This window comes from Paenibacillus antarcticus (assembly GCF_001637225.1).
In the GTDB taxonomy this organism is placed as follows: Bacteria; Bacillota; Bacilli; order Paenibacillales; family Paenibacillaceae; genus Paenibacillus_AQ; species Paenibacillus_AQ antarcticus.
This window is the reverse complement of the sequence record NZ_LVJI01000001.1, coordinates 425,863-437,938: the sequence shown is the minus strand read 5'-3', so window position 1 is coordinate 437,938 and position 12,076 is coordinate 425,863. Positions and strand designations below refer to the sequence as shown.

At 40.5% G+C, this 12,076-nt stretch carries 14 protein-coding genes and 1 pseudogene; 11 read left to right on the top strand and 4 right to left on the bottom strand.

Translation table 11 applies throughout. From position 1 onward, the window contains the following. The first annotated feature begins 242 nt into the window (after nucleotides 1–242). Entirely contained in the window at nucleotides 243–485 is a 243-nt protein-coding gene (locus PBAT_RS02115) for a hypothetical protein (protein ID WP_169810074.1), read from the top strand. A 16-nt stretch (nucleotides 486–501) separates the two neighbouring features. Next, nucleotides 502–834: a YolD-like family protein gene (locus tag PBAT_RS02110; protein WP_068646077.1), complete on the top strand. Its 333-nt coding sequence runs from the start codon at nucleotides 502–504 to the stop codon at nucleotides 832–834. Nucleotides 835–886: 52 nt separating this feature from the next. Here PBAT_RS02110 and PBAT_RS02105 read toward each other — a convergent pair whose 3' ends face one another. Then, nucleotides 887–1,318 carry a nuclear transport factor 2 family protein gene (locus PBAT_RS02105; protein ID WP_149466401.1) on the bottom strand — a complete coding sequence of 144 codons (432 nt, stop codon included), beginning with the start codon at nucleotides 1,316–1,318 and terminating at the stop codon, nucleotides 887–889. A gap of 542 nt (nucleotides 1,319–1,860) precedes the next feature. On the opposite strand from PBAT_RS02105, the gene PBAT_RS02095 reads away from it, so the two are divergent. From PBAT_RS02095 to PBAT_RS02080, 5 genes are all read left to right on the top strand, one after another. After that, nucleotides 1,861–2,649, top strand: coding sequence for a ParM/StbA family protein (locus tag PBAT_RS02095; protein ID WP_068646074.1), 789 nt, complete (start codon nucleotides 1,861–1,863; stop codon nucleotides 2,647–2,649). After that, the gene (locus PBAT_RS02090; RefSeq protein WP_068646073.1) at nucleotides 2,642–2,857 is read left to right on the top strand and encodes a hypothetical protein; all 216 of its coding nucleotides are present in this window, start codon (nucleotides 2,642–2,644) and stop codon (nucleotides 2,855–2,857) included. The genes PBAT_RS02095 and PBAT_RS02090 overlap by 8 nt, the downstream gene beginning before the upstream one ends. 140 nt (nucleotides 2,858–2,997) lie before the next feature. Then, nucleotides 2,998–3,213, top strand: a complete 216-nt coding sequence (locus tag PBAT_RS25095; protein WP_149466400.1) for a hypothetical protein — start codon at nucleotides 2,998–3,000, stop codon at nucleotides 3,211–3,213. A gap of 152 nt (nucleotides 3,214–3,365) precedes the next feature. Then, complete coding sequence (locus PBAT_RS02085; RefSeq protein WP_068646072.1) at nucleotides 3,366–4,592, top strand: FtsK/SpoIIIE domain-containing protein; 1,227 nt, start codon at nucleotides 3,366–3,368, stop codon at nucleotides 4,590–4,592. 200 nt (nucleotides 4,593–4,792) lie between these two features. Continuing rightward, on the top strand, nucleotides 4,793–5,185 hold the full coding sequence (locus PBAT_RS02080; RefSeq protein ID WP_248912396.1) for a replication-relaxation family protein: 393 nt from the start codon (nucleotides 4,793–4,795) through the stop codon (nucleotides 5,183–5,185). A gap of 279 nt (nucleotides 5,186–5,464) precedes the next feature. Here the strand turns inward: PBAT_RS02080 and PBAT_RS25855 are convergent. Next, nucleotides 5,465–5,656, bottom strand: a pseudogene (locus PBAT_RS25855) (tyrosine-type recombinase/integrase); the annotation flags it as partial. A 248-nt stretch (nucleotides 5,657–5,904) separates the two neighbouring features. After that, nucleotides 5,905–7,440 carry a sulfatase family protein gene (locus tag PBAT_RS02070; protein ID WP_068646069.1) on the bottom strand — a complete coding sequence of 512 codons (1,536 nt, stop codon included), beginning with the start codon at nucleotides 7,438–7,440 and terminating at the stop codon, nucleotides 5,905–5,907. Nucleotides 7,441–7,503: 63 nt separating this feature from the next. On the opposite strand from PBAT_RS02070, the gene PBAT_RS02065 reads away from it, so the two are divergent. Beyond that, nucleotides 7,504–8,439, top strand: a complete 936-nt coding sequence (locus PBAT_RS02065) for an AraC family transcriptional regulator (RefSeq protein ID WP_084402757.1) — start codon at nucleotides 7,504–7,506, stop codon at nucleotides 8,437–8,439. 462 nt (nucleotides 8,440–8,901) lie between these two features. On the opposite strand, the gene PBAT_RS26345 is transcribed toward PBAT_RS02065, so the two are convergent. After that, nucleotides 8,902–9,075: a tyrosine-type recombinase/integrase gene (locus PBAT_RS26345; protein ID WP_420848720.1), complete on the bottom strand. Its 174-nt coding sequence runs from the start codon at nucleotides 9,073–9,075 to the stop codon at nucleotides 8,902–8,904. A 481-nt stretch (nucleotides 9,076–9,556) separates the two neighbouring features. Here PBAT_RS26345 and PBAT_RS02060 point away from each other — a divergent pair, with 481 nt between their 5' ends. From PBAT_RS02060 to PBAT_RS02045, 3 genes are all read left to right on the top strand, one after another. After that, nucleotides 9,557–10,132 (top strand): acyltransferase family protein, encoded by a 576-nt coding sequence (locus tag PBAT_RS02060; protein WP_068646067.1) that lies wholly within the window; start codon nucleotides 9,557–9,559, stop codon nucleotides 10,130–10,132. Nucleotides 10,133–10,717: 585 nt separating this feature from the next. Beyond that, on the top strand, nucleotides 10,718–11,365 hold the full coding sequence (locus PBAT_RS02050) for a hypothetical protein (protein WP_157091285.1): 648 nt from the start codon (nucleotides 10,718–10,720) through the stop codon (nucleotides 11,363–11,365). Continuing rightward, complete coding sequence (locus PBAT_RS02045; protein ID WP_149466397.1) at nucleotides 11,362–11,685, top strand: hypothetical protein; 324 nt, start codon at nucleotides 11,362–11,364, stop codon at nucleotides 11,683–11,685. Before PBAT_RS02050 ends, PBAT_RS02045 begins: the two co-directional genes overlap by 4 nt. Nucleotides 11,686–12,076: the final 391 nt, after the last annotated feature.

Sequence of the window (12,076 nt, the reverse complement as noted above, 5' to 3'; positions counted from 1 at the left end):
ACTTGTCCCAAATAGATTATATTAGCATTAACATATACGGAAGCATCGTTATGCAATCCGAAAACATCGGTAAAATACCCTCATCAACCTTAATTGGTCGGTGGGGTGTTTTTTTTGTTTAGATGCCGAAGGATAATAATTACATTGATTATGGAACTGATGTTTGGTTATAATACAAACAAATGTTCTTATAGGAGATGCGGAGTATGATGGGAGACTTGGAAAGAAAACTATTGAGAATAATGTGCAATTTTAAGGTCATGCGATACCGGATACCTACAATGGATGAGATAGTAATAAAGACAGGTAGAAGCGTAAAGGATTTAACGTCAGCACTGACCGAACTCGAACAACAACGCTACATATACTGGGAAGATAAAACTAAACTAAGTGGGATTGTTATATTAGAAGATGAAGATCGAGATGGAGTAACACCGCCATCGCCGCCTTTGATACAAAATGATATTACGTATTGGACATCGTAGTGGGAGGAGGTAAATAGTGAGCAAGAAACTGCAAGGAAATGGGGTCTATGAGTCTTCTCGCTTTATAATCCCACAACACAAAGAAGCGGCCATACGGCAAGCACAAGAGGTACACAGAAGGAAGAAGCCATCACTCGACGAACAGCAGTGGGAGATGGTAGAGCAAGCACTTTCCGAATCAATTAGGGAGCATGTACCTATTGCAATCCATGTCTTTGGAGCTTTTGAAAATCGGGAAGTCACTGGAATGGTAACTAGAGTTGACACATACCGCAAGCAAGTTAAGTTGAGTTTTGAAGATGACTATGAGTGGATCAAGTATGAGGATATTATAGCAGCAGAGGCATAGTCATAAGGAACACAAAAGACCACTTTGGCTTATGCCTCGGTGGTCTATTTTGCTAATTCAAACTGATGATTTTCCATCCCCAAAAGTCTTTTTCTAAGTAAATCATATGCCTTGTTGTTTTGCCATCAATCCCGGTGTGCTCAACAATCTGGACCGCGTTGTCTCCTGTCATGGTTAAATTGTTTTGAGCTGTATAAGCAACCCCTGAACTAAACTTTTCCTTAAGCCGTTTTAAATCAAGATCGGTGTATGTACTTTTAGCATCAGTGGAAAAAGACTTTTTAGCACTCGAATAATCCCCTTTTTTCACATCCATAACAAAACCCTGTGATATTTCTAAAGGCCCGGATGTATCACGCATGCCGAAAAACACAATTCCGAGAACCACAATAACGGCTATTAATCCAACAACCATAAACTTGATGTTAAGTGTTTTTTTCTTTGGATAAGTTTCCGTTGTCGCTGCTTCTTGTTGTTGGTGCACGGATTCAATCATACTCCCGCAATGTTTACATTTGATAGCTTCGTTTTTTACTTCTTCAGCACAATAAGGGCAAGATTTCAAATTACATCACCAACCTTCTATAGAACTATTTGAACATAGTCTATCAGAAGTAGGGAAATGTTACCATGAAAAGTCATGGCCAAAAATCTACAACTCGTACATCATATCCACGTTTTCGCAATCCACCAATAATCTTAATTTGAGTTGTTTCAATTGGTTCGTGGTCTGTATCGTTGCACAACTGGTAAACGGTCTTTCTATTTAACGGAATAGTTTTAATTAACCACTCTTGACTGAGATTATTATGATCTAACCATCTACCTAATCTAGTTCTTTTCTTGAATTGATACACTCCCATAAGATCACCCCTAATTCTAGGGTGGACAACTCTATGAAAATTTATTCAATCATTGGGTTATATCGTCCAAGCCGTACCCCATAGATATAGAACTAGAAACATAACTAAGAGCTTCAAAACAGATTGGTTAGGCAACTGGTTATACAACTAGGAGGGGTGCCAGATGATAGCGGCGATTGATGCGGGTAACTTTGAAACTGAGTTTTATGACGGTAATACGTTTCACAAATTTTTATCAGCGATCGGTGAATACAGGGAACGTAATTTAAAAAGTGATGGAGGTATCGAATTTGAATACAACGGCTTGCGAGGGTTTGCTGGATCCTTAGCGTTGTTGGAAAGTGAATTCGTGGAAAGTCAGAAAGGAGAGACGAAAGCACATCCGGACGCGAGGTTACGGGTCCTGCTTGCGCTACACCAGTACGCAGAAGGAACAGAGCATAGTATTGTTGTCGGGCAACCAATTAGTGGCCATACGGAAATTGAAAAGAAAGTGATTAAGGAAATGTTATTAGGTCGCCACGAAATGACGGTAAACGGAAAGAAAAAGACCATCATAATTAAACGGTGTGAGGTGGCTGCTGAAGGAGTTAGTGTTGGGTTGTTGGTTCCTGGCGGTGGCGTTGTTCGTGTAATCGACATCGGAAGTGGCACTGTTAATTTCGGTACGGTCATTGATAGGAAGTTCAACGACAAGCACAGCTTCACGTTGGGAAGCGGTATGGAGACAGTAAGATCAACTCAACCTGCAGCATTCGCCCGACAGATCGCAATTCGAGCATTGGCGAACGGTTGGAAAGCAGGAGATACGGTTTATCTTTGTGGCGGTGGAGCTGAGGTTCTTTCATCCCACATTAAACAATTTTTCACTGGAGCCACGTTAATCGATGGGTCTCCTGAATTTGCTAACGTTCGGGCATTCCACATGATCGCGAGGAAGTTATATGGCTAAAGAAATCAAGATAGTCCAGGTTGCTTTTAACATCTTGGACCCTGATCAGCGAGAGTTCTATGAGTATGTACAACGTAGACCTAACCAATCCGGCTTTATCAAGCGACTAATCCAAAGGGATATTGATCAGTTACGCGGGGAAGTGCCTGTAATTCAGGAGCCTATAGAGCATGTAAGTGCTGATTTCGATTTAATGGGATTTGTATAACCAAAAGGAGATGGTCGGGATGTGTAAATGTGAAGGATGCCAAGAAGCTATTGAGATGGATCGTGAGTTAACAGTCATTGAAGAACATAGTTACCGTCTATGTGGACCTTGTGAAGAATTCATAAAGGTCGGTGAATGAAATGTTGGTATTAAGTTGGACACCGTTTATCGGGCTTGCTGCTGTAGGCGTTGCATCACATGTGATCGAAAGACGCATGGAGTATGCGGGACATGGTGGTTACGTGATTTGTTTAAGGATAGCAACACATGTAGCTTGTGCCGCTATCTGTTTGTCCGCTTGGCGTGATTTGTTTCGATACGCGGGGATGATCTGGCATATAAACGGCATTTGGTGACATATGCACTTACTCATGTATCAATCTATTAATTACATGATTAACTAATCATGTATCAGTACTCATGTAATACAAGCAAAAAGTATTGATTTGATAAGGTTTTAAAGAAATGTTAGAGCGGAGCGAAGGAACGAAGTGAAGGAGGGAAGCGAATGATCACGAGTTCAACAACATTTCTTGCGGGGGCTGTGGGGAGTGCGACATCTGCATATATGGTGTATCGTGGTTTACCTGAAAACGTCATAAGAAGGAAACTAGAAGGGTTATTTAGAACAGGTGAAATATATTTGAAAATCATCGGATATAAAAAGAAGGAGCTTCGGAGTTATCCAAAAATCAAAAGGGTCAAAACATACTTCGATCGGAGAGAAGCGGTGTTCACTCTTCCGGTCGGTGTAGATCCTTCTGTAGTTCATGGGAAGGCGTGGCTATTTAAACAAACGTTCGGCGAGTTTGCGGAGTTACACATGAATGACGATTCGCGCACATTCATTTTGAAGGCTTACATCAATTCGATTAGTCATTATAATTACGATCTTGAAGCCATTCGGGAACACGTTAAAGGAATGGAACTACCGATTTACGCTGGGAAGGATCGTAGGGGGTATGTCTTTTACGATATGGTTCCTAATCCCGGACTAATCATTTCAGGCGAACCAGGGAGCGGAAAATCAGCATGTTTACGTTCAGTCCTAACAACATTAATCAATACCGTTGACGATTTGGAGTTGTATTGTGCGGATCTTAAAAAGTCAGAGTTTCATGTTTTCAAAGGGGTAGCCAAAGAGGTTGTAACCACAAGTGGAGAGATCCTAAGAGTGGTAATGCACATTCAAAGGGAACTTATGAGAAGGGAAAAAGTACTTGAATCCCATGAGGTCGAACATGTTAATCAGCTCCCCAAAGCCATTAGACCGCCTTACATTGTTCTTGCCATCGATGAAGTGGCTTTACTAAAGAAAGAAACAGCGATCATGGAAGTCATTGAGGAAATCAGCACAATAGGCAGAGCTTTAGGAGTGTATCCGATTCTATCTATGCAGAGACCGGACGCACAAGTTCTGGACGGTAAACTTAAGAACAATCTAACGGTACGCTTCGGGTTTCGGCAGAGTAACGAAATCAACAGTCGCATTGTAATAGATAGCGGAGAGTGTGCCACTATTAAAAACAGCGATAAGGGCGAAATGTATATGAAGTTTGACGGACTCACCAAGGTTCAAGGTCCTTTGTTGAGTGTAGAACATGCTAGGGAGTTGTTAGCGCCTTTCAAATGGTCTAAGGATGGAATTGATAGTGACGAACGTGTAGACATCACAGAGGAATCACAGGAGCTTGACAATCATGAGGATGTAATCGAAATGGGGATGCTCGGATGAATGCGAGGGATAAGATCATTCTGAATGACCTAGAGCGCTTCCGTTGCTTAACTCGTGATGACGTGGCTGAGTTACACTTTTCGCATACTAAACAGCCTATAACTCAAGCTAACATCGTACTTAAGAGAATGCGTAGGGATGGACTGATTAAGTGTTCAACTGAACGAAGGAAGTACATTTACTTTCCATATGCTTTAAACATGAAAAAGGATTCACAAAAAATAAATCACTTCCTATTAATAGCTCAATTTTACAAGGATGTACGTAAGAGCTCTATTCCTAAAGAATTCATAGTGGAACCTAAGTACGGATCTAAGTTTATGGAGCCTGACATTTTTATGATATGGAAAGGCACACCGTTCTTTGTCGAGGTCCAGCGAACCGTTTATACAGATAAAGTTATGAAAGCTAAGATTGACAGGTATGAACTATATTTCAATTCAGGTGAGTGGCAGCGTGAGCCGTGGCAACCCAAAGATAAAAAAGTGTTCCCTTATATTTGGATCATAGGTGTGGGTAAATACTCGACTGGGATACGACCATTTAGAGTGATCCAAAATAGTGTGGAAGAAATGTTGAAACAAGTGAAGTAATCGACTCAAATCGACTTCATCCCACACTCATCCCACAGGATCGACATTTCTTTATGGGAAACACAATTAAACAAAATGATTTCTATGAACAAAAATATCCCGCAAGCCCTTGATATACAAGGGTTTACGGGAAACATGATTACTTCGTGGGAAACGACAATATAATGTACACGTAATGGGCGGCATGATGTAATAAAGCCAAAAAACCCTGGTGTAGCAAGGGTTTGGGGGTTTCGTAATTAAATTTGTTAACGATTTGTTAACTTAGATGATATTTTTTTAGAGGTTTCTCATTAGTTCACCAAACTTTTGAGAAGCCTCTTTCTTTTTGGTTTTTGTTATATGGAGGTAGATTAGCTTTGTAACTTCATCATCACCGTGACCTAGCCTATCCATCATTTGTTCCAAGCTCACTTCTGCTTCTGCAAGTAGTGAGGTATGAGTATGTCTTAACAAATGGGGTGTTAGAGCGGTTTGAAAGAAAAGGGTTGGGATGAAGTTGATTTTTGGATGCCTGCATTACGTTTCCAAGTAAGGGAATGGATCTACTATTTAATTTGAAAAACGTTTAGTATTATAGTAGTAAGGGGATTTGGAGTTTATTTGCCCACATAATTATCACACACATAAAACCAGTCCGTACAAAGCGGACTGGTTTTACTGTTTTTATCGGACCTAATCAGTTTTTCTTGCATCGTACTGATGAGGCTGGTTTCACTTTAAGCACCATAAATCCGAGGCATCGCTAATGGCTCCTTGCCCAACTCGGCCCATGCATATTTCAGTAGAAGCTTTGATTTAAGCTGGGCATACTCGGAAGCATCCCATAGGTTGTTAATTTCGCCAGGATCTTCTTGCAAATCGAATATTTCCCCATACGTTTGATTGTAGTAGATAGTAATTTTATAACGTTCATTCACATAAGTCTTCTGATGAATCGTCGTTGGCTCGTGTCTGAACTCGCAGATCGCATGATCGCGCGCGCTCTCCTTCTGTCCGAGCCAGACAGCAGATTGGTCAACACCCGTCATCGTAATCGGTATCTTGATTCCGCACTGTTTAAGGAAGGTCGGCGCCAAATCGACAAGCGATTGGATTGCGCTTGATTTACGGCCTGCAGGCACTTGACCCGGCCAACGCACGATGAACGGCAGCTTAATCAAATCCTCGTAATGGAATCCGCCTTTAGCTTGCAACCCATGCTGCCCGAAAAAATGACCATGATCCGTCGTGAACACGACAATAGTGTTTTCCGCCAAACCCAGCTCATCCAGCTTATTAATAATTTTACCGATGTAATTATCCATCATGCTGATCATGCCATAGTAGACGGCGACTAGCTTCTTTTTGTCGTAATCCGTCAATTTTAATTTGGTTCCATATTCATAGTAATGATGGGAACGGTACCCGTGAATTGCAAAGCCGGTTTCATTAAAACCCGAAAAGTCTGGTTGATCCTCCTGTGTCATTCCAAAATGTGGCGGGTTCTTCTCATGCTCGCCCGGAGTTATCGTTGGAATGGTTAATTCTTCGGGGTCATACATCGTGTCCCATGGTTCTGGAACTAAATATTCCGGATGAGGATCGAAGAAGCTGGACCATAGGAAGAAGCTTTCATCGTTTTCTTTGTATTGTTCCAATAAAGCGTTAGATCGTTCCGCAATCCACGTATTATAGTGATATTCTTCAGGGATCGGCCATTTGTAAGTTTGCGCACAATCCATCGTACCTGTCGGAGCTAAGAAATAATCACGCCAGTTAGAGCAACCTTTTTCCTCCATCCAAGCTGCATAATGCTGGCCTACATGAGCCTCGTTCGTATGGTTACGAGCAAGCTCAACGTGGTCAAAACCATAGAATGATTCGTTATAGTTTTTCCAAAATTCCAGATCCTGTAGTGTTGGATAAGCTTCAAGTGAAGGATATTCTTTGGTGCCTTTCAATGGTTGAAAATGTGCCTTGCCAACTAGGGCAGTCCGATATCCAGCCTGGCTAAAATCCTCACCAACCGTATGTTGATCCTCAAGCAGCTTGGTGCCAAGTGTCCATGCGCCGTGCTGGCTAGGATACATACCGGTTATGATCGAAGCTCTTGATGGCGTACACGTAGGATTCGGGCAATAAGCTCGGGAGAAGGCCGTTCCTTCGCGAGCGAGCCGATCGAGGTTAGGAGTATTAATTTCTGGTTGAAAGGCGCCAATCGTATTCCAATGCTGCTGATCACTTGTAATTAGTAAAATGTTAGGTCTCTTCAAAGTTAGACACTTCCTTCCATTTCAAAAATTTTAACTTGTTCTTTATGAAAAAGGAATGACATAATGTACTTAGCAAAATGTTGGGTCACCACAATGGAGGAGAATATGCAGGAAGATTTACTCGAGTTTTCTGATACTTGGCACAATATCCCCACATCCATTGAAAAACTGGGAGGCATATGGCTGGTAAGAGCCGGTCGTAATGTAGCTAAGCCTAATTATGAGGTTGGGCCTAAGCAGATTGAACACTACGGGCTGCATTTTATTGTGAGCGGAAGGATTCGATTGGAGTATGAGGGAGAAGCGGTTGATCTTCAGAAGGGAGATTTATTCTGCTTAATGCCCAATTTGACGTACAGGTACTATGTTTTATCAGTTGAAAGGTTAAAGATGATATGGCTAACGCTGAATGGACCGCAAACTCCACTACTTCTTGCAGGCTGCGGCTTATCCAAAGCGAAGCCATATAGCCGAAACCATATGGATTTGGCAGTGAGGTCCATGCTTAACAAGATTGAGGATTCTTTATGGGAAAGAAAGGTGCATGTTCTGTCCCGGAACAGTATGCTGCTCAAATTGTTTGTGTTGCTTGAATGCGAAGTAGGAGGAGGCGGAGACCTAAACTATGGACATAAAGAAAATTGGGTTAACGAGGCAGTTGAATTTTTTCAATTTCATTACACAGAGCAATTGAGTATCGAGCGTGTAGCTAGAATGATCGGCGTACATCGCTCTCATTTTACGCTGACGTTTACTCAAAGAATAGGCATGTCACCTCAACAGTACGTACAACGGCTGCGGATGGACCGGGCGAAAAAGCTTCTCTACGACCAATCGTTGATGGTTTCGGAAATCTCGCTGACTGTTGGATATCCAGACCTATATTCGTTTTCGCGTGCATTTAAAAAGCATACCGGGTGTTCTCCTAGCGAATATCGATTAAATGTTAATGGGTGCGGAACTGGCGAGCCTGTGGATCTGAATGATCTCGCAAATTAGCGTGTATTGCGTCAAGCATACGCCTGAATAATTCCATGACTACCACTTGACCACGTACTCTACGGACAGATCATATTCACCTAGGTATATAGGGCTGATTTCTAAAGGAAATCGGATTGAGCTTAGTGTATGAGTGTTTGGATGATGGCCTCGATTGAAACTTCAACTTCAGCAAGTAATGAGGTGTGAGTATGTCTGAGTGAGGTGTGAGATGCGTATTAAAATGACTTAGCTTTAGTAATCTGTGCATGCGAATTTCGAGTTTCTTTATTTGCTCTAGATACCCTGCATGATTCTCGCTTGTCTTTACAATTAGAAAAGCTTTATTGTGTTAAGTTTTACGATACCGCATTTAAAGTTCTTTTTGTGCCACACGATTGTTGTTTAAGACCTCGCACAACACGTCGTCTATCTCTATCGTCCTAACTGAACTCTTTGTCTTGGGTGTAAGCAGTGAATACTTCATTGTGTTATTAGTTGGATTGTAGAGTGTTTAGCGATACTGATTGTGCGCTCATCGAAATCTATATCTGACCACTTGAGCGCACATAACTCTCCAGCGCGCATCCCTGTGTAAGCAAGTAACATGAATGTGACATAATCGTACGCCAATCCAAAATCTTTGGCCGCTCCCAGGAACAGAGATAATTCGCTTTCTGGAGGTATTCAACAATTTTTCTCACTCTCAAGTTGTTCTACTGTCTTTTGTGTACGTGGCACAACAGCATAGGAAGTAGGGTCATTTTTGATAATTTCCATCTCTATAGCCTTTTTAAAATCATTCTTTTGGTGCGGTGTACTCCATCAATAGTGTTCTCTGCGTAACTTTTTTCTTTCAATTTGTTAAGAGCATTCTGGTATTGTCTTCTGGTTATATCTTTGATTGGGATCTTTGCAAAAAAGTGATTTAGCCGACTTAGAAAAAAAGTTATTGAGGATATTGTTCAATTTTACTGTTACAAGGGTCGACTCTTATTACAAACAAGTTAAACTAAGCTTCGACAATGACTTTGAGTGGATCAAATAAATTGCTCTATTTAAAGAGAGGATGAAGAATTGTTGTCTAAGTTTGGGTACATTGACGCCCTAAGGGGTTGGGCGGTATTTAGGTGTAATTATGTTCCATAGTGGTCAAAATGTCATAGGGTTACCAGACTGGTTTCGCAGCATAACAGACCAAGGTGGTAGAGGAGTTCAGTTGTTTTTCATCTTAAGCTCCCTGACCTTATTTTTATCATTAGATCACCGATCCAAATTAGGAGACAGTTCTAGGGATTTCTACATAAGAAGATTTTTCAGGATAGCTCCAATGTTCTATATAGGACTCCTATTTTATCCGTTTTTCATGAATTTAAAGGATATTAGTATTGGTAACATTTTTGGCACGTTGTCATTCATAGGCAATGGTTTTAGTCCTTACTGGATAAACAGTTTGGTGCCAGGTGGTTGGTCGATTACGGTGGAAATGACTTTTTATCTGTTTGTTCCACTTCTTTTCAGATTAATTAAGGATCTCAAAAAGTCAGTATTATTTCTAGGTGCATCATTCATTATCTGCATGGAAATAAAAGTTGTTTTATCTCGAATCCACGTAATAAATGATCCGTTCACATGGAAGATTTATTTGTACTCATGGTTTCCGAATCAATTCCCAATCTTCGCATTAGGCATCATATTGTTCTTCTTAATTTAAAAAAATAACTTCTCAAAATTTCTTATTTCAAAAAAGATTTCACTTTTAGGAATCGGTGCATGTGTCATATTAATGATCACTTTTGCAGAATTACATATACCGATTGAGCATTTTTTTTATAGTTTACTATTCATAGTACTCACGTTAATTCTGAGTAAGCATGATTTCTACTTTATAGTAAATAAGGTCACAATGCTTATCGGTAAATTAAGTTTTTCAATGTACTTAACCCACTTTTTTCTGTTGGATCTCGTAAAAGGGATGATGAACAGCGAGAAGGTAGTTTTACAGGAGAACGCTAAAATGACCTGAGCTAGAGGAAGAATTATATTTATCAGTCTTGGTTGAGGTCAAATATTATGTAAAATTCTAGTGACATACGGTGCGCTTGGGAGCGACCTCATGAGAGTTGCGTTCCTATTCTATTTATAATGACCAAAAATCTACAGCCGAAGCATGCGGAGCGACCTTCCTTACGGCTCCCAAAACCTTTTTCATAGTTGTTCCTGTGGGTACATACCCTAGATCACCACAAACCCACGTTATCGTATTCCTACCTAAACCAGTCTCTTTGACTAACCATTCTTGCTTGATTCCTCTTTTATCTGTCGTGCAATGATGCCTGACGACAAGGCACATGCTGATACACTGCTGCTAGCGCTTACATCTCTATTAAAGTCGGAGCATATTGGGATCGTAAATCGATTGAATGTACTGAAGAAGAACGTCTTTCTGGAATTAATGCTTAAAAAAGACACAACTAAAAACATTGATCTTAGCATTGAGATGCACAAGAACCAATTGATAATTATAAGGATGCCCGAAGTTATATTCTTGATTCCAGAAGAAAGAGATATCGCCACTACGTACTGGATGTCTAAGGTGATGCTTTCGTTACAGGTTAGAGCAAGTCGAATACCAGATAGATCTAAACGGACAAAAGTTAATTTAGTAGTAGATGAAATATACGAAGTGGCTCATACGGAACAATACCTAACTTTCAAGCTGTATCAAGTTGCCAAATTCGTTATGAAGCCTATTATAAGCTGTCACTACATCAATCAACTAACTCATATGAGACAAGAATTAAGAAACGCCAACACATCTTATATTTTGGTTGCTGGGCGTGATAAGGATAATTTCAAAGAATTAAAAGAAGAATTATATCCAATCGTTGCCGAGGACTTAATGAACCGTATTTCTTATACAAGCTTCGGTCTATATCCTCTTTGACCGCATCGATCTCGATTCTAGGAATGATCGTACTCATTGTTCTAGGCGCAATGTCGAGTATTGTGAGTGCACCCGCTCAGCTTTATTTGATTGATTTGGCCAAGCAGTCTTCACCAAAAGCGAAGGACCTTGCTGCATCATTGAATCCAGTAGCCTCTAACTTAGGAATCGCAGGTGGATCCGCGATTGGTGGCGTGGTAGTCCAACATGGCGGATTAACCTCTCTTCCTGTAGCTGCTGCCATCTTGGCGATATCGGCATGTGTAATAGCATGTATATGTTACAAGTTGGATCAAAGCCAAACAGCAATTATCGTTTAGTATCATAACTTAACCTGAAAGTTGAAATGAAGTATCCCGCTAGAATTGCAGAGTGAGCAAGTAGGTGTTTCGCGCATAGTGAGAGTCACGTTAAAAACTATTTATTACAGTAAAGACTACTTCCTAAAAACAGGAGGGAGTCTTTTTATGTTTAATTCTCCTGTTGAAGGAGAATCATTTCTCTTTGTCCAATGACCTGAAATTCACGCTGATACATTCACATCATAATAATCTTACAAAAATTTACTTTTTGTCACATGACAACATTGATGACAGCAGTCACTATGACAAGGAGATATTTTGAAGTATAGTAATTACTGCAATGTATAAATATGGTATTTTTTATTTAAATTAATCCTGAGTAGGAAGACGGATGAGGAACCACTCGATA

Excerpts from the sequence above, each read along its gene's own strand:
- PBAT_RS02115 (WP_169810074.1), top strand. The coding sequence starts at position 243 with ATGTGCAATTTTAAGGTCATGCGATACCGGATACCTACAATGGATGAG.
- PBAT_RS02095 (WP_068646074.1), top strand. The coding sequence starts at position 1,861 with ATGATAGCGGCGATTGATGCGGGTAACTTTGAAACTGAGTTTTATGAC.
- PBAT_RS02090 (WP_068646073.1), top strand. The coding sequence starts at position 2,642 with ATGGCTAAAGAAATCAAGATAGTCCAGGTTGCTTTTAACATCTTGGAC.
- PBAT_RS25095 (WP_149466400.1), top strand. The coding sequence starts at position 2,998 with ATGTTGGTATTAAGTTGGACACCGTTTATCGGGCTTGCTGCTGTAGGC.
- PBAT_RS02085 (WP_068646072.1), top strand. The coding sequence starts at position 3,366 with ATGATCACGAGTTCAACAACATTTCTTGCGGGGGCTGTGGGGAGTGCG.
- PBAT_RS02080 (WP_248912396.1), top strand. The coding sequence starts at position 4,793 with ATGAAAAAGGATTCACAAAAAATAAATCACTTCCTATTAATAGCTCAA.
- PBAT_RS02065 (WP_084402757.1), top strand. The coding sequence starts at position 7,504 with ATGTACTTAGCAAAATGTTGGGTCACCACAATGGAGGAGAATATGCAG.
- PBAT_RS02060 (WP_068646067.1), top strand. The coding sequence starts at position 9,557 with ATGTTCCATAGTGGTCAAAATGTCATAGGGTTACCAGACTGGTTTCGC.